General features: G+C 49.2%; 18 protein-coding genes. 6 read left to right on the forward strand and 12 right to left on the reverse strand.

The window, feature by feature from the left end; all coding sequences use genetic code 11:
* Window positions 1-2: 2 nt before the first annotated feature.
* Window positions 3-326: a hypothetical protein gene (locus ACFSUS_RS08900; RefSeq protein WP_381521676.1), complete on the reverse strand. Its 324-nt coding sequence runs from the start codon at window positions 324-326 to the stop codon at window positions 3-5.
* A 43-nt stretch (window positions 327-369) separates the two neighbouring features.
* Here ACFSUS_RS08900 and nhaD point away from each other — a divergent pair, with 43 nt between their 5' ends.
* Both nhaD and ACFSUS_RS08910 read left to right on the forward strand, forming a co-directional pair.
* Window positions 370-1665: a sodium:proton antiporter NhaD gene (gene nhaD, locus ACFSUS_RS08905; protein WP_381521678.1), complete on the forward strand. Its 1296-nt coding sequence runs from the start codon at window positions 370-372 to the stop codon at window positions 1663-1665.
* A 208-nt stretch (window positions 1666-1873) separates the two neighbouring features.
* A complete protein-coding gene (locus ACFSUS_RS08910; protein ID WP_381521680.1) occupies window positions 1874-2590 on the forward strand; it encodes a hypothetical protein in 717 nt (238 codons plus the stop codon).
* Between the two features lie 38 nt (window positions 2591-2628).
* Here ACFSUS_RS08910 and ACFSUS_RS08915 read toward each other — a convergent pair whose 3' ends face one another.
* From ACFSUS_RS08915 to ACFSUS_RS08950, 8 genes are all read right to left on the reverse strand, one after another.
* Window positions 2629-3882, reverse strand: coding sequence for a low temperature requirement protein A (locus tag ACFSUS_RS08915; protein ID WP_381521682.1), 1254 nt, complete (start codon window positions 3880-3882; stop codon window positions 2629-2631).
* A gap of 140 nt (window positions 3883-4022) precedes the next feature.
* On the reverse strand, window positions 4023-5069 hold the full coding sequence (gene xrtN, locus ACFSUS_RS08920) for an exosortase N (protein ID WP_381521684.1): 1047 nt from the start codon (window positions 5067-5069) through the stop codon (window positions 4023-4025).
* Window positions 5056-7713 (reverse strand): XrtN system VIT domain-containing protein, encoded by a 2658-nt coding sequence (locus tag ACFSUS_RS08925; RefSeq protein ID WP_381521686.1) that lies wholly within the window; start codon window positions 7711-7713, stop codon window positions 5056-5058. The genes xrtN and ACFSUS_RS08925 overlap by 14 nt, the downstream gene beginning before the upstream one ends.
* 120 nt (window positions 7714-7833) lie before the next feature.
* Entirely contained in the window at window positions 7834-8133 is a 300-nt protein-coding gene (locus ACFSUS_RS08930; RefSeq protein WP_381521688.1) for a winged helix-turn-helix domain-containing protein, read from the reverse strand.
* Window positions 8130-8777 carry a hypothetical protein gene (locus ACFSUS_RS08935; protein WP_381521690.1) on the reverse strand — a complete coding sequence of 216 codons (648 nt, stop codon included), beginning with the start codon at window positions 8775-8777 and terminating at the stop codon, window positions 8130-8132. Before ACFSUS_RS08935 ends, ACFSUS_RS08930 begins: the two co-directional genes overlap by 4 nt.
* 42 nt (window positions 8778-8819) lie before the next feature.
* Window positions 8820-9194, reverse strand: a complete 375-nt coding sequence (locus tag ACFSUS_RS08940; protein WP_381521692.1) for a diacylglycerol kinase family protein — start codon at window positions 9192-9194, stop codon at window positions 8820-8822.
* A 72-nt stretch (window positions 9195-9266) separates the two neighbouring features.
* Entirely contained in the window at window positions 9267-9986 is a 720-nt protein-coding gene (locus tag ACFSUS_RS08945; RefSeq protein ID WP_381521693.1) for a DUF1361 domain-containing protein, read from the reverse strand.
* Between the two features lie 118 nt (window positions 9987-10104).
* The gene (locus ACFSUS_RS08950) at window positions 10105-10701 is read right to left on the reverse strand and encodes a hypothetical protein (protein ID WP_381521695.1); all 597 of its coding nucleotides are present in this window, start codon (window positions 10699-10701) and stop codon (window positions 10105-10107) included.
* A gap of 338 nt (window positions 10702-11039) precedes the next feature.
* Here ACFSUS_RS08950 and ACFSUS_RS08955 point away from each other — a divergent pair, with 338 nt between their 5' ends.
* The 3 genes from ACFSUS_RS08955 to ACFSUS_RS08965 all read left to right on the forward strand — a co-directional run bounded on the left by ACFSUS_RS08955 (window position 11040) and on the right by ACFSUS_RS08965 (window position 13317).
* Complete coding sequence (locus ACFSUS_RS08955) at window positions 11040-11669, forward strand: Uma2 family endonuclease (protein WP_381521697.1); 630 nt, start codon at window positions 11040-11042, stop codon at window positions 11667-11669.
* Between the two features lie 23 nt (window positions 11670-11692).
* Window positions 11693-12511, forward strand: a complete 819-nt coding sequence (mazG, locus tag ACFSUS_RS08960) for a nucleoside triphosphate pyrophosphohydrolase (protein WP_381521698.1) — start codon at window positions 11693-11695, stop codon at window positions 12509-12511.
* A gap of 71 nt (window positions 12512-12582) precedes the next feature.
* On the forward strand, window positions 12583-13317 hold the full coding sequence (locus tag ACFSUS_RS08965) for a metallophosphoesterase family protein (RefSeq protein ID WP_381521700.1): 735 nt from the start codon (window positions 12583-12585) through the stop codon (window positions 13315-13317).
* A gap of 214 nt (window positions 13318-13531) precedes the next feature.
* Here ACFSUS_RS08965 and ACFSUS_RS08970 read toward each other — a convergent pair whose 3' ends face one another.
* The 3 genes from ACFSUS_RS08970 to ACFSUS_RS08980 form a co-directional block, all read right to left on the reverse strand.
* The gene (locus ACFSUS_RS08970) at window positions 13532-14626 is read right to left on the reverse strand and encodes an alpha/beta hydrolase (protein ID WP_381521701.1); all 1095 of its coding nucleotides are present in this window, start codon (window positions 14624-14626) and stop codon (window positions 13532-13534) included.
* A gap of 267 nt (window positions 14627-14893) precedes the next feature.
* On the reverse strand, window positions 14894-15832 hold the full coding sequence (locus tag ACFSUS_RS08975; RefSeq protein ID WP_381521703.1) for an SGNH/GDSL hydrolase family protein: 939 nt from the start codon (window positions 15830-15832) through the stop codon (window positions 14894-14896).
* Between the two features lie 10 nt (window positions 15833-15842).
* A complete protein-coding gene (locus ACFSUS_RS08980; RefSeq protein ID WP_381521705.1) occupies window positions 15843-16670 on the reverse strand; it encodes an alpha/beta hydrolase in 828 nt (275 codons plus the stop codon).
* Window positions 16671-16869: 199 nt separating this feature from the next.
* Between ACFSUS_RS08980 and ACFSUS_RS08985 the strand changes: the two genes are divergently transcribed.
* Window positions 16870-17340 carry a VOC family protein gene (locus ACFSUS_RS08985; protein WP_381521707.1) on the forward strand — a complete coding sequence of 157 codons (471 nt, stop codon included), beginning with the start codon at window positions 16870-16872 and terminating at the stop codon, window positions 17338-17340.
* Window positions 17341-17456: the final 116 nt, after the last annotated feature.

Below are 17456 nucleotides of genomic sequence, written 5' to 3' on the forward strand. Positions count from 1 at the left end.
CTTCACAAGTAAGCCCGGAACGCAAACCACCGACGGTTACTTAAATAAGTCAGGTCCGCATCATTGGCAAACGCTTCGCGCTCGAAGCTGATGTTCCGGTAGGCCATATAATGATCTCTATACTGAACCCGGCGAACCATGTATTCAAGCACATACCACACATAAAACGGTATAATGCCCAGTTCGGCCTGCTGCCGCAAATGAATTCGTTCGTGGTTAATTAACACAGGACCGGGATTTGGCTGCCGCACTAAAATGAACGGAAACAACGCCATACCATCGGGACCAAGTGAGGAGATGCGGATAATAAACCGGTTCTTTGCCATTATTTTAATGACAATATAAGGGTTAATCAAGTTCTGAAATTCTATGACGCTGACCCTAATCATAATATTTGTAGTTGGCTATATACTTATCACGGTTGAGCACTCTATTGGTTTAAACAAGACGGCAACGGCCCTACTGGTTGGTGTTACGTGCTGGACGGTATATGCTTTGAGTGGGCGAAACCCAGATGAGGTGGTTACGCATCTGGGTGAGCATTTGACCGAAATCGCCGAGATTTTATTTTTCCTGATTGGGGCCATGACCATCGTGGAGTTGATTGATGCACACGACGGCTTCACGATTATTACCGATCGCATCGCCAGCCGAAACACGCGCGTGTTGCTGTGGACTATCAGCTTTTTGGCCTTTTTTCTGTCAGCGGTACTCGACAACCTGACAGCCTCCATTGTTATGGTATCCGTACTCCGAAAGCTAGTACGGAATGTTGACCAGCGGAAAGTTATGGCGGGTATGGTCATTATTGCTGCCAATGCCGGCGGGGTCTGGTCACCCATTGGCGACGTAACAACCACTATGCTTTGGATTGGTGGGCAAGTAACAACGCTCAACATCATCAAGACGTTGCTTCTGCCCAGTCTGGTCGCCCTGCTGGCTCCGCTTGTTATATTGACAATGCGTTATGAGCCCGACACCGAAGCCTCTGTGGGGACGGCTAAACAAGGCGTTAGTCGTCCTTACATTACGCCCGCAGCCCGGCGCGACCGGCGACTCATGCTGACGGTAGGACTAGGTGGCTTACTGTGGGTACCAATTTTCAAAACGGTCACGCACTTACCTCCCTACATGGGCATGATGATGGCTTTAGGCTTTATCTGGGTTGTGTCCGAGTTGATTCATAAAGATAAAGACGAAGCCGAACGGCAGCGATTTACTGCGGCTTACGCCCTTAGTAAGATCGACACGCCAAGCATACTGTTTTTCCTGGGGATTTTGCTGGCGGTTGGATCGCTGCAAGTTACTGGCGTGCTGCGTAGTTTGGCCGAATCGCTCAATGCGTCAATTGGTAATCTGGACGTTATTGTACTGCTGATTGGCGTTGTATCTGCCGTGGTTGATAACGTCCCCATTGTAGCAGCCGCTATGGGCATGTATGATTTACAAACCTACCCCGCCGATGCCAAACTGTGGGAGTTTTTGGCGTATTGTGCTGGTACGGGCGGAAGTATGCTTGTGATTGGATCGGCCGCCGGAGTCGCCGTAATGGGTATGGAGCGGCTGGAGTTTGGCTGGTATCTGCGCCGAATCAGCTGGCTGGCACTTATTGGTTATCTGGCCGGGGCGCTGGTTTACCTACTAGAATTCTGGATAAAAAAGTAGATGTTGTTACGTCGTGGTTTAGTTGCTATAAACTGATTGGAGCACGCGACAAGTTTCTTTCTTGACAGGATGAACAGGATAGGCAAGATGTTTAGGACGAATTCAATCCTGAAAATCCTGTTCATCCTGTCAAGAAAGAAACTTGTCGCGTACCGTTTAGTATCGAATAACTTAATCTTTTACTTTTATTCCTTAACCATCATAAACTATGAAAAAAGTAGCCCTAACCCTTCTAATGCTGTCGGCCGTGTGGGTGTCGGCAGTAGCTCAAACGACACCAGGCGCTAACGAAGTAATCGACAAATACATTGCGGCTATTGGTGGCAAAGATCTCCTCAAAAGTATTAATGACCTACGCGTCGAAATGTCTTCGGAGTTTAACGGCAACCCAATCATGATAACCCGACGGTTCAAAGTGCCTAACAAGTTTTCGATGGTCGTTAATGCGAACGGTATGGAGGTTATGAAGATGACGAGCGATGGCGTAAAAGTGGTTCGCGGAGGCATGCAAGGTAGCCAGACGTTAGAAGGCAAAGAAGCGCAGCAGGCAATGCTGCAAGGAACTCTGTTTCCGGAACTGCACTTTGCTGAGCTGGGCGTAAAAAGCACCGTAACGGGAACCGAAAAAATAGATGGTAAAGACGCGTATAAGGTAACGAATACATCGTCGGACGGCAGCACCAGCTGGACAGATTATTACGATGTCGCTTCTGGTTTGAAAGTGCAGACCGTTGCCAAACAAAAATCACCACGCGGGGGCGAGGAAATAGAAATGACGACGCGCCTGAGCGATTATAAAGATTTTAAAGGGTTAAAATACCCAACCAGCCTTACGCAGGGCAGCGATCAGCAGCAACGGCAAATGAGCGTCGATAAGGTCAAGTTTAACGAAGGTGCCAAAGACTCAGACTTTGCGGCTCAGTAGTCTTTACACGCCCAAAATTCTCTAAGCCCATGTCATTCTCAAAGCGGTGACATGGGCTTTTCGGTTGGTTGATCATCCTTTTCCAGGCTTATGCGCTCGGCGCTCTCGGGTGGATCGGGTGCGAAGTAGTCACTAATAATCAGGCCTACAATCAACCCGGCAGTGATCGCTAACAACGCTAGTGTGCTGAGTTGAATGGTTAGACCAATTATGATCAACAGCACAGCTAATCCAAATCGCACGGATATACCCTGGATGAAGCCGACGTGCGATGGGCCTGCCCGCAGGGTTGTTAAGCTAATGCCAGCTTCAGTCATAAAATACCCCGATAGCGACCCTAAGAGTAGCCACTTCGTTGAGGGGTGTAGTTCATCGGCATCAATGGATTGGATGGCGAGCGTTAGACCAACGCCGATGACCGTTAACGCGACCGTTAACGGCAGATGCAGGTAAAGCCAGAGGGTGTATAAATGTGAACTGCCACCTTGTTTAACTTGCCGCACCGCATCGTCGTCCAGGCGGTCGAAATAAGCCCACCACAAGCCAATGATTACAACTCCGCCCAATAGTGTTGCCAGTATGGTATTTGTCTCAAAGCCCTTCTGAATCAGACTATGTGCCGTGCTGGTAACGGACTGACCAAGCACCAGAAGCGTGAATAAACCATACCGTTCGGGTAGGTGCCGTACATCAGGAGGAAGTTCTTCATGAAGTCGTTTACTCGATGCCGATAAAGGAGTGCCTAACTCAATAAGTAAGGCTAGTCCCCATAAAATAAAGCGATAAGGAACTGGCACCAAGGCTGATATACCCCAGATTAGAACAGATACTGCAAACCCTGTGATGAGGAGCTTGATATAGGGTCGGGCATCCGGGATATAATACCAGGCCCGGCCGTATTCAACCAACAAAATTATCCGAACGGCCGAATACGTTAAGGCGTAGACAACAGCTGCCTGATTTGTCTCCAGCGCATTCGGAACGGCCGCAGCCAGCACAATCAAGCCTAGTAATTGAAAGCTGGCTAAGAAACGATGCAACACGTCGCGGTCATTATCGAAACGGGTCGAGTAATGCGTTTCGCCGTTCCAAAGCCACCAGACTGGAACGTAGAGCAGCAGAAAACCAAACAGCGACGGCGTGTCGGGCGATTTAAGCAAGCGCTGGGCCAGCTGAGCAATGATGACTGTAAAGACGAGATCGTTTAACAGTTCGGCCCAGGTGGTACGTCGTGTGTCATCTTGGGCGGTACTTCTTAATTGCGGTACCCTGGCTGACGATGATTGAGGCATAATACGTTGAGCAAGCTTTTGACGTATAACACCTAAACCAAATGGGAGGTTGAATTACCTCTGTTCCTATTCGCCAATGGTCTGGTTCACTTTTTTCTATTGACGGTTTATCTTACCTGTCCCTACCGCAGTTAATAGCATTATCGATCATGTTTACTCAGTGTCGTTACGTTCACCAGCGAAAAGTTAGCTTCTCCCCGTAGCATCCGCGTCCGAACCTCTAATTGGCTGACCATAGTGTGTTGGCCATTGCTAAACCACCAGGCGGTTTGCAGCGTTTTGCCGCTTTTACGCAGTTCGCCAACGTAGGCCGGATGTCCATCCAATACCGTTTCGCGAACGCGCCCCAACTCATAGCCGCTCCCGCGCCAACAAACGGCCGGATTATGTTCCAGACTGTACCAGTCGGGTAAGGGTTTCAGATAAACCAGTATGTTCGGCTTTGACAACTGAACGAAGCCGTTTGGCAGCGGCTTGCATAAAAAAGAAGCATATCCATACTGATATTTCAGGCTGCAAGGGTCAGTCATTGGTTTTGTTGGGCGGGCAGTATAGGCCATCAAACCGAAGCCGGCAGCCAGCGTTAGTAAGGACCACCGCATCGACCAGATTGGGTGCGTGACTATCTCCTGCCTACGCCCAAACTGCGTTACCAGGAAGGTAGCCAGTCCGCTGGCGGGAAGCCACGCGTAAACGGCTACGCAGAGTAAGCCAACGGCTTCGTGGGCCCAGGTACCGGGTAAGATACCGAAGGCAACGAGAATAATAATTCGGAACAGATTGCAAAGGATGGTCAGGCCAAATGCAGTTAGTCCATACGCAATTGCCCAGCTGATAGGGACTTGTTTCTGCAGTTGCTTTTCAGCCCAGATCAGCAGAAACAAAGCTACCAGTAATGAAGTACCCGTCATTTGTAAGCCCATGCAAGCCGGATCAACGGCCATCTCCTGCCCGCTACGTACCAACACGTTACCGTCGACAGACACTTGCAGGCCAGCGGTTCGCAGAAAAGCCCCTGCCCAGTTGCTCAGCGTTAGTCGGATCGGAAAGGTAAACAGCGCCGATACGTAACGCAGGCCGGGCGAAAGCAACAGCAACACTACTAATCGACCCGTCCATGGGCTCCGTCGGCCCGCAAATACGAGCAGGCCAACGGTTAACCAGGTGGTTAAATCAATGGAGAGCATACCGTTTTCGCCAATAGAGCCAGCCAATTAGCAGAGTCACCATGATCAGCAATGCCCACTCGTGGGGTTCTGGTACAGCGCCTTCAGCCTTTAATGTGGCGTTGGAGAGACCCTGTTTATCCTTTTGGATGCCAAAGCGATCATAATCTTCTTCGGTTTCTAACACCACCAAACTAGATAGGGGAGAGACAACGTTCGCCTGCTGAGCTTCCTGAATCAGTTGGGTAGTCTGATAGCCTTCTGTTAAGTAATTCCGACCGATCTGTTGCAGGAGATGGTTGTAGGCGAACAGCCTTGCCAGGTGATCCGGCGCGTTGGATGGATGAATTATACCAGCTTTCTCTATAGCCTTGTCCGGGTGAACAGGCATCGGCGTCTCGCAGATGGTAACACGGGCCTCAAATAGCATGACCCGAGCAGAATCATTGAGTTGATGAGGAAATTGGTGCTGGTTTACAATATGAGCAGCCAGGTCGTCGCCCGTACCGTTTAAGACGTTTAGAACGCGTAGCTCCGCTAATGTTTTTAGGTAAGGCGACAGCTCATTGCCGAAGCAGAACGTATTGAGGGGCTGATGTTGGGTGGCCGTCAGATGCATCCGGTCGGCAAAGGCACTATGCTTTAAATCGCTTAAGGTAGGCGAAACGGGCGTACCTTTAGTGATGAGCAAAGACGTTGCCGGGTTGGTGATGCGGTAGACCGGAAACAAGCTGAACTGTTGCTTCACAAGCCGCTCGTACGTATCGCTGGCGTTTTGAGCGGAAACTTGTTTAAGTCCATCGTCAAATATCCAGGCCCGGCCGTTTAGCTGGCTGGTGGCGCGAAGAGCTGCCCTAAACTCGTCTTTAGTCCAGGCGGCATTTACATCCAGAAAAACATCCGTTGGTTTAAAGGTATCCTGAACGGGCTTGTAAGGCTCCAGCCGGTACGCTTTTCCTTCCAGCACGAATGACTCATTCGATAAAGGTGGGGCCTCAAAACGTAACGACCAATCAGGATTGTAATGGTCCCGGTGGGTTAGCGTTGTACCATCCAGACCGTCCAATAGCCAGGGCGATTGTAGGTTGTTGGGGGCAGTTGCAAAGTCAACCTTAATAAGCTCGTTGGCCGCGCTGGCGTTTGGCCCGTCGAAATACGGGTTTTCATAAACTAGCTGGCTTCCTTCCAGCCGTAATGGCGATGTAATGCCAATCTTTACACGCCGGTCTTCGCTGGCCTGGCACGGAAACACCCGTACGGTAATGCGACTGCCTTCCTGCCAATACACTACCGACGGGTCACGCGCCCTAACTTTCGACTCGACGTTGACGACTTGCCGGTAAGCGGAGTCTGCTTTGGCAACGGTCGTTAAACGAGCGGGCTCTTCGCGGCCGTTAACCCACAACGACATGGACGAAACGACTGAGCCCGATGGTAGGTGAAAGGTAAACAAGGCTTCTTCGGGTTGTCGGACCTGATTACGAATCCGTAACGTTTTTTCGGTATAGCTCACCCTGAATTGAGGCCAGATACGTACCTGAGAGACCACGTCTTCGGTGGTTAGATGCCGCCCCGTCCAAAACTTTTCCTCCGTGCCATGCCGTTCGTTGTGTAGTACTTTGAGCAGGTTCAGCTGTTCGGCTGCGGGCAGCGTAGTTGCCGGGAAAATTCTTGACGCAATAACTACCAAAGGATCATGCTCCCGGACATCTTCCAGGGCCGTTAAGTGCGAAAGCCCCCAACCGTCGCCGTCAAAAAAGTGGCCCTGATCGTACACCCGACCTGCTAACAATAGACGGTTCGTGATCCAGTTCGGCTTAATACGTTGAGCAATAAGCGCCCACTCGGGTAGGTCGCTGGTTTGTCGAGTCGTAGCTTCCATACGTACGCTTTGCATCTTATTGACATCGTTCATCCAACCGGTCATGAATACGCCGATCGCTAGTAACGGTATCGTCAAACCAACTGCGATGCCCGGGCGTAGATGTTCGTCAGATTTAGCATCGAACCAAATTCGCTTGCATAACACAACCGCGAACACCAGTGGGACAAACGTATGCGCCGACATCCCCAAACCAATCAACGCCGGAACACTAATGGGGTATAACTCAACAATGTACACGGCCATGTAAATGAACAGCCAACAACCGATGCCCAGCGCCAGATACAAGAGTTGCTGTAGTCGAATAGGTAATGATTCTTTCCAGGCATAGGCGACCATGGCGGCTCCCACCAACACTAACGCCCAGCATAACCACTCCGTCGACTGTTGGAAGACGGCCAGATCACGGTTCAGCGCGTAGGCACTCAACAGCCAGAGGAGCAGCCCCAGCCACCGCGCCGGACGTCGTTCGGGATAGCGCTTAGAACGCCAATGACCGTTGCTCAATAGCGCTAGCGAATACGCAACCGTTATGCCATAATGGAACATAAACAGCGTGAAGCTGCTGTCGTTGCCCTGACGCCGGTCGCCCAGCAAATCATAAAGCAGAAAAGCTCCGCTAGACAGCAAAAGCGCTATGAGCCCGATTCCGAAGAGAAAATCGCGAAACGGCTCCAGAATTGGCGACTGACGTAGCGATGTTGAATCGTGTACTGATTCGCCTAAAAGCTCAGCTGGCCGAGCAGGTTCAGGAGCTGCTGAAAGTGGTGGTTGATAGTTCATAAAGTACTTTGTTTTGCAAAGTTGAAAAATCAAAAAAATAGGCACGAGCTAATGGATCAGGTCAAACCTTACAGGTTGCTTACAAAAAATAGACTAACGAAAACGGGGTTTAGAGCGCCATTACAAGTTCTTAATAAACTCTTCCAAAGCATTCAAATGCTCAGAAAACGCCTGTCGGCCAGCATCAGTGGCCGAGTAAGTCGTATTGGGTTTGCGACCGACAAACTGCTTCTGAACAGCGACGTAGCCCGCTTCTTCCAACGCTCGCAGATGAGCCGCAAGGTTGCCATCGGTAAGCCCAAGCAACTCCTTCAGCCCGTTGAAACTCATTGAATCATTGACCATCAGAACTGACATGATATTGAGCCGGGCTTTACTTTCAAATGCCTTATTAAACTGAGACAGCAGGTCTTTTATCATGCCGTATTACGTTCATATTTGTAGTACATCGCCAGGCCGTATACAATGTGTAAAATGCCGAAACCAATAGCCCAGGTCAGCAGGTTATAGCCCGGAAAAAATAGCGATAGAAGCCCTAAGCCAATCTCGAAATAGCTTAATGACTCAACATCGCGGACGGTGTATCGGCTACCGTTAAACAGCGCTAATCCGTAGAAAATAAGCGTTGCCGGAAAAGCCAACCATATAATGTTGTAGTAGAGAAGGGCCAGGCAAACCATGCCACCAGTGGCCAACGGAACCCCCATAGCCCACAGAAGCCGCCGAGACGATGTGTTCCAGACGCTTTGTCCCTGACGACGCGCTTTCCGGACGGTAAAATACGTACCCGATAGCAAAGCCGTAATCAGCACTACAACCGCCACCGTTACCAGAAACTGTTTAATTGCCTGATGCGCTGCGCTGTCGTACAGTTCAAGCCGATCGAAGCCCGGAATGGTCAGCCATCCGGTTCGTAGGCGCATATAAACCACAGCCGCTCCAATGAGTGCAATGATACCTGCCGAAACACCCGACAGTCCGCTTAGTGACAGAAACTTAGAGGAGCGTTCCATCAGGCTGCGAATTTCCGTCAGCGTCTGTAGATGTTCGCGAGATTCGTACATGAGTATCGTCTTACAAAGTTTGGTTAATCGGGTTAATGAATGTCAATCCGTGTGTGATAGCTCCAGCAGATGACCGCCCAAAATTATGATTCCTACCACTACCGCCGTCAGCGCCAGAATCAAAACTGCGCCAGATGACAAATCTTTAATGGCTTTGATTTGCGGGTGCAGGCCGGGCGAAACAAAATCGCATAGCTTTTCGATGGCTGTGTTGAAGGCTTCAGCGGCCCATACAATTCCGATCTGGGTTATGATAACCGCCCACTCGGTTGTACTAAGCTTAAGGAACAGCCCTATCAAAATGACTATTCCGGCAATGAGCAGGTGTACTTTAGCATTGTTTTCGTAGCGAAATAAGTCTACAATTCCCTGCCCGGCAAACCGAAAGCTCCGCAACACCTTTCGAACATCAATCATGAGGCAAACATACCATAAACGTAACAATCGGAAAGGCGGTGTAGTCCCTGTAAACACTGATTAAGAATGAAACTATTTCTTTTCTGTATTTCCCTGCTCGATGTACCAGTAAAAAGCTATGTATAACATCGCCAGTACAAAGCCGTACGACAACGTCAGCTTAATGCTCAGATGATCGTGATAGGACTGCGTAATGGCTTCGGTTAGCAGAGACGGCTTTGTCAGCACATGCCAGCTGTTCCACCTACCAAACCGCCCCAGGTAAATACCGAAGCCAGACAACATCTGACTCGTCAGCATCAGCATCCAGCTGAGACGAAATCCTAATAACGGACGTAACATTCGATGCACAACCAGGGTCGAATACAAGCCGGCCAGCAAACCCGTTTGTGCAAACAGAAACAGCGTCATTGTGTCGAACCAAAGTAGGGGATTATCGATGTGTTTGATGTGGAATAGATCCGTGATGATGTAGGGGGCATTGGGCAGAAACGTTAACCAAATGGCGACGCCGGCACTCAGCAGCCACCGGTTCAGGAAACCGGCCGATCGCAGATCACGCAATACCAATACAACGCCTAATGGAAAAAAGGCCAGGAACAGATTCCACGTCAGCATCACGAATAGCCACCAGTGGTCGGTTAATAACCCACGTAGCGTAACCAGAATAAGTCCTACTAAGGCTAAGCTGGTCAGGGCAATAAGCCCTCGTCCAGGTTTATCGGCTCTAAGGTTAGGCTGCCGCGTGCCTTCAACCAGCTGTTGGAGCGTAGTATACAAGGAGTGTTGCATAAAATAAAGTACTTTGTAGTGCAAAGTAAATAAAAAAGTAAAATGCCAGTCAAGGTAGACTGGCATTTATTTTTCAACTAACCTTATTGGTCGAGACAAACAGGTAACAGGCCAAGGGTTAATCGGCTTTATAAGCTGCCTGGCTTGGCGTATCATCTATGTAGAACAACCGTACGAGTTTTGCCGCCTGACGAGCCGGATCCTTGCCCAGTTCATCTAAGTTTTCGAAGGACTCTGTTTTATCTGGCTGATCGTAATAAATGTCTTCCAGATTATCAGCAGTAATTAAGTGAATGGGGGAATTCGCCTTACGACTAAAATAATATAATGTTGACGAGTTTGAATTTCCTCCGCCGGCAATTGACATATCAGCAGGTTTGCTGTATATATAAATGCGGTCGGCGTGTTCTACGCGGTATAAATCGCCCTGGAAGAAGCGGTAATCAGCTCCTTGCTTACGTTCGCCCCACAACTTAGCGTCTGGGATCTCTACGGCCTCGCCATTGGGCTGAGTAACTTTAACGACTGGTTTAAACATCTCTTCTCGCAAGCTATAACCCGGCTGGTTATCAAAACCATCCGTCAAAACGTGATGGGTGAAATCATTGGCTGATAGATAGACACCGTTGTCGGGAAAGGGAACAAAATCAGTGGCTTGTTGAGCTTGGCTTACTATAGGCAGCGAAATCATAGCTGCCAGTACTACGGTTTTCATAACAATTGAACGATTAAGTGAAACATTAAACCTAACTAACGTAATCGTGCATCATTCAAAATAGCGTAGTGTTTTGTCTTTGTCCGTGACAAAGGTGAAGTGCCAAGATTAGAAAGAGCTTAGTTTTGAATTAACAAGCAGTTAAAAATTAGTGGAGCATGGGCTTGAGGTAACTACCGTATCTTAATAAGTTAGTCAGCACATTCCTGTTATACGCTTCAGTGTCTTTGGCAGAGAGAATAGTCATGACAGAAGTCTCGACTATTGAAGTCTGACAGGTTGCTCTATAGCCTGTAACCGCTGATTTTTTAGTAGCTTTACCCAAAAGCAATACGACAATGGTAGCAGTTGGAAACCTGGCGGAATACCTTCTGGAACAGCTCAAAACGCAGGATGTGGTGCGTGTACCGGCTTCTGAAGCCGAGTATCTTGACATCGCCCCTGAGTTCCCCGGGAAGTTGGAATATCAACATGGTGAAATTATAGCAATGAGCTTAGCATCCGCTCTCCACGAGTTAATTGTGTCCGCCATCAACTACTTGTTGTTCTCTTATTATAAAGACAAAGACTTTCTGGTAACGAGCAGTAATGCGGGTTTACAAGTTTCTCAGCCTGATGGCAGCTACTACCAGCCCGATTTGATGGTTACGAAAGGAGCCTGGCAATTTAAAGAGGGGTCTAAGTCGATTATCACAAACCCGTACTTGGTGGTTGAGGTCATGTCGCCGGGCACGTATCGATACGATAACGAAGATAAATTACCGTTATACAAAGACGTTCCAACTTTGCATTATGTGGTCTATGCCGCCCAGGATAGGCCTTATCTGACGGTTTACGAACGTACCGAACAGCCCGATGTATGGCTCAATACTGATTATAAAACGCTCGATAGTGTAGCGAAGCTTGGTGATCTGACCCTACCGCTGAGCGAAATTTATCATAAAATTACATTTCCCGTAAACCAATAAAGCGCCCCAAACCTTATGGGTTTATGAGCGAAACCAAACAATTTCAGGATCTACCCGCCCGCCGTCAGGAACAGTTGATGGCATTTGACCGGCTGCTAACCATCATGGACGAATTGCGTGACCAATGTCCCTGGGATCGTAAGCAGACTTTAGATAGCCTCCGCCACCTGACCATTGAGGAAACATATGAACTGTCGGACGCTATTCTCGAAGGTGACTTACCCGAGATCCGCAAAGAGTTGGGCGATATTCAACTGCACTTAGTTTTCTACGCTAAAATTGCCTCTGAGACCGGTAACTTCGACATAGCCGACGTCTTAAATGGCATTTGTGACAAATTAATTAGTCGTCATCCGCACATCTACGGCACAGTGAAAGCGGAAACCGAAGAGCAGGTGAAAGCCAACTGGGAACAGCTCAAACTAAAAGAAGGCAATAAATCTGTGCTGGGTGGCGTGCCGGGGTCGTTACCGGCTTTAGTGAAGGCGATGCGTATTCAGGAGAAAGCCCGCGGAGCTGGCTTCGATTGGGACGAGAAACAGCAGGTTTGGGCCAAAGTGGAAGAAGAAATGCAGGAATTCAAAGCTGAGTTTAACGCTGAAGCCAACGAAGCTATTGATCATCAACGGGCAGAAGGCGAATTCGGCGATCTGTTATTCTCGCTTGTTAATTACGCCCGGTTCATTGACATCAATCCTGAGACCGCTTTAGAACGCACCAATAAGAAGTTTATTAAACGCTTTCAATACATAGAAGAACGGGCCCGGGCTAGCGGTAAATCGCTGAGCGACATGACGTTGGCTGAAATGGATGTGTATTGGAACGAAGCCAAAACTAGTTAATTCTGGGCCGGCAAGTTAGCGTTGGAACAAGCCTAAACTTAGCATCTCGTTTATCGATAAATTCGATCTCCATGCGTATTGCCTTCATTACAGATCTGCATATTGGTGGCCCCGATGAGAAGCCACAGGGGGTAGATGTTCGACAAAACTTTTTGAATGCGCTAGCGTACATCAATGAGCTGAAGCCTGCTTGTTTGGTCATAGGTGGTGATATTTGCAGTACGGTTGGTGACGAGCTAATTTATAAGTGGGTAAAAGAGCAGCTAGATAGGCTGTCGTACCCGTACTGCCTTATTGCCGGTAACCATGATGATTCGGTCATGTTGGCCAACGCTTTCAACCTAACCCACCATTTGCACGGTACCGAACTGTACTATGCCTTACCGCTGGAAGGAAGACCCGCTTTGTTCCTGGATACGTCAACGGGGGAGTTGTCGCCAGCCCAATGGACCTGGCTACAGCAGTATGTGGTGGCTTTGCGCGACAACAACCTGCTGATATTTATGCATCACCCGCCAATACTGGCTGATGTTACTTACATGGACGCTCATTATCGGTTTCGGCAGAGCGAAGAGTTTCTCAAATTAATAAAAGACCTGCCCTGCCACGTTACGGTCGTGTGCGGGCATTATCATGTGGAGAAGGTTGTGCAACGGGGGAATTTATTGGTGTTAATTACCCCTTCGACCTTCTTTCAGATGAAGCATGACCCCGCAACTATGGTCTTTGATAACTACTACGTGGGCATCCGAGAACTTAACCTGACAACCCACGGTACCAACAGTACTATACACTATCTGGTATAACGGTTCCTGGCTGGATGCTGCTTCAGAAGGCTGTTCATACCGGGCCTGTGGCGAAGCATGCGGGCCAGTTTCAACCGGAGCAGAAGCGAACAAAATATGTAATTTATCAACAAACTTAGAATGGCATTTACCGGTCGGAGACCGGACAACGCCTGGGCATAGTCTGGAGACTATGCCCAACAAAACCCCAACAAAACCCCAACAAAACTCTCATTTACCGCTTCTTACGCACCTCAAACACCAAATTACTCGTAAAGAACGGTAGCATTTTCTGCTCAATGCGCTCGGCGATGCGGTTGAGATGGTCGCCGTCGTACTCTTCGTAGGTATGTGGAATCTTGTAATTCGTCAGCATGCCGTCCAATATCTTGATGTTAGCCGCGATGCTCTCGTCTTTTGAGCCCGCATCGAACGCCAGGGCGTGCAACTGCTTGATGTTTGATACGTACTGGTCAAGCGTGGCCAGCGGTGCGTTAGCTGCCCAACGGGCCGTAACCATTGGCTGCGGCTGACCGTCTTTTACTGGCAGATCTACGTAAAAAGGAGCATTCGTAGGGTTGGGCGACCAGGAAGCCGCCGAAGCAAACATCGCTTTTGTGAAGAAATCGGCTTTTTCTAACTCGGCCTGCGTCTTAACGCCTTCCAGTTTAGCCGCCATCTCGGGGTTAGTGGGGCCGTTCAGGCTCGGAATCATGCAGCAAGGACTGAGCAGGTATAAGCTCGAAAAAATCTCGGGATGCTTCTGACCAATCCGCATTGTGCCGTAGCCACCCATCGAGTGCCCCGCTAGTCCGCGGCTGCTGGCTTGTGGAATGGTCCGGTAGTTTTTATCAATGTAGGCTACTAACTCAGTCGCTACGTAATCTTCCCAATTGCCGATCGTTGCCGAATTAGAATACATGCTCCCGAAGTACCGGTTGTAGGCGTTAGGCGTCACGATGATAAACTCTTTGGTTTTGCCCTCGGCCAGGGCTTTATCAACCACAGCAGGCAGGCTGATCCAGTGCTTAGTTAGACCGTACCATTTGTCATCGCTGTCCGTAAATCCATGCAGGAAGTAAATGACCGGATATCGGCGGTTCTTATCTGTTCCGTAGCTGGGCGGCAGATAGATTGATACGTCCCGATCCGGTGAATCACCCGCCAGATTACCTTCCAATCCTTTGCCGTGTACTTTAATACGCTCGACTTTGCCGGTCCTGGCGAAGCTACTTTGGCTATAGCACGGCCAGGTGAGTAAGAACACTAACCCGCTTAGCAGCAGAAACGAAAACCTAAAACGGTGAACTCGAATTAATTGATGATACATACGGTGTTGCTTCTTGTTGTTTCCATTCATAAGCTAGAAAGACGAAAAAGAACAGTTTTTACCGGCAGACGCTTACGAAAACTGCCCAAGAAGCTGCTTGAGTTAATGATGCTGGGCGAAGTCTGGAGACTTTGCTGAACCAAGGCAAGGCTACCCAGACGAAAGTTTCTGTAGTTTTACGGTGATCTTAGTCGTTGCTTTTTAGGTAGATTGGCAAATTCGGGGGTAAGGGCTTATCTAAAACTTATAGAATGGCGTCAGATGAATTTACTGCGCTTTCTTCTTCCGCAGTTCAGCGCGTATTTGTTGCTCAATCATGCTGTAGGTGCGTCTGGCTTCGACCATCGGTGGGCCAGGCGCCATCTCAGGTCGTTTGTGGCCTGTTGCGTTGAGCCAGGCATTTTTCATCACGATCTGGCGCTGGTTTACTAATCGTAAAATGGCTTCGCCTTGTGATTTATCAGCTAGTGCCTCCTGAATCGACTGTGCCGAATCGACGGTTTCGCCCAAGTACAGCAGAACCGGTTTCGCCATCAGCCAATGTCCTAACTCGCCAGGATGCACCCCATCTTTGGCTAGTTGAAACGCCGGGTCAGTTTTTCGCTTTTCGTCCAGATAGCGAGTCATGGGGAAATGAATATCGGCTACTTCCCATCTGAGCGAGTCTTTCTGAGCTAGTAACCAGGTCGAGTAGGCATCTAAGGTCAGGTTGTATCCCTGTGTGCCAAGCGTAGGGTCATCGTGCACCGGTGGCGTCAAAAAAATGATACGTTTGGCGTTGGCTTTTTCAAGTTCACTATGAAGCCATTTCATCCCTTCCCGGTACGCCTTAAATCGCTCTTCGTCCAGCGGCATGTAAATGCCATCGTTCATGCCGTAGCAAGCGAATACTACATCTGGCCGAGTCTGCGCCAATACGCGGCTGAGTCGTTCGTGCAGATCGGGTCGGGGAAACCGACCGCCAGCATGGTTGGGTTCACTCAAGCCCGAAACCGTTTCGCTGGGCAAACCAACATTAATGAACTCATAGTGTTGCTTTGGGTGATGAGTAATCAGGTACGCTTCGATAGCCGACACATAATTACCAGCGTAGGTGATACTATTTCCTAAAAAAAGCACCCGTTTGGTCGGCTTCGGAAACGGATGGGCTTGAACCCATGTGAGGGCACTAATCAGGAGGGAAAGCGCAAGGGGTATCTTTTTCATAAACCATCGATTACCCTTGTTTAGGTTTACTGAAAAACTGCCGCATGAAGAGTAGTTGATACGAGATGGCGTTGTTCCAGTAAGGCCAGTTGTGGCCACCGGGGCGGGTAATGTAATCGTGCGCGATGTTACGTTCCAGCAGTTTGTCGTGGAGATTGTTGTTGACACGGAAGAAAAAATCATCAGTGCCGCAGTCGATAATCAATGACAAAGCGCCGGGCGTCAGCAGGTGAAGCAGATTGATAACCGTATTCTGCTCCCAGCGCTCGGGATTCTGGGCGTAGGTGCCTAGTCGTTTGGCGATGTCCCAGTTGTTGGGAAGTGGGCGGATATCGACTCCACCACTCATGCTACCAGCCGCTCCAAACACATCCTGATGCCGAAAGGCCAGATACAACGCCCCGTGTCCGCCCATACTCAGCCCTGTGATGGCGCGTCCCTGCCGGTTTTTGATAGTTTTGTAATGACTGTCAATCCAGGCTACTAATTCGCTGGTCACGTAGGTTTCGTACCGAAACGAAGGGTCGACCGGACTATCGTAATACCAACTACCGAAATTGCCATCCGGGCAGACCACAATGGCGCCGTTAGCATCAACCGCCTGAGCAAGGCTGGGTGCTTTCTTTATCCAGTCGGCGTAGTTGCCGCTATACCCATGCAGGAGGTACACAACCGGAAGTTCGCTGCCAGTGGTATAGGAATCTGGCGTTATGACCACCGCTTTGATGGTCTTTTTCATCGACGAACTATACGTATCGACGGTATCCACTTTAGCCGCCTGCAGGCGACCTATAACGAAACATAAACTAAAGAGCAGTGAGGTACGAAGCGCTGTCATTCGGTCAGGTTTGGGGTCAGCGGTAAAGTAAACGGATACGAATCTGTTTTAAAATGATTTACCCTAAATAATGATTGGTCAGCGGTGTACGCGAGGTTGCACAGTGGCTGTCGCAATCGCCCCGTATATTGACGTATTTTGCCCTCTGTTCTTGTGCCGTCTGGGGTACCTTTGTTGCGTAACCAGATCAGTAAGCAACATGAAAACGATCACCCCCTTCCTGACGTTTAACAACCAGGCCGAAGAGGCTGCAAACCTGTACGTCTCTATCTTTAAAAATTCTCAGATCAATCAAATCACTTACTATGGCGAAGGGGCGCCCGCTCCGGCTGGTAGCGTTATGTCGGTTAGCTTCCAACTCGACGGACAGGATTTTGTCGCCTTGAACGGCGGCTCGCATTTTACCTTTACCGAAGGTATCTCGCTGTTTGTTCACTGCGAAACCCAGGAGGAAGTTGATCATTACTGGAGTGAGCTTTCGGAGGGCGGACAAGAAGGGCCATGTGGCTGGCTCAATGATAAATTCGGCGTATCGTGGCAAGTTGTTCCATCGGCTCTCAGCAGGCTGTTGCAGGATAAAGACCCAGAGAAAGCAAAACAGGTTATGGCGGCTATGATGAATATGAAAAAGATTAACATCCGGGAGCTAGAGGAAGCCCAGCTAGCCTGATTAGTTGAATTGTCATTTGGTGGTCATGACGTGGTCAGGTATCCTCATTCGTAGTCGTTTTATAGTGAGCGGGTAAATACCTGCCGCCCATGACCACTTTATGGGTATATCTGAAA

The organism is Spirosoma soli (assembly GCF_042684525.1).
Lineage (GTDB): Bacteria > Bacteroidota > Bacteroidia > Cytophagales > Spirosomataceae > Spirosoma > Spirosoma soli.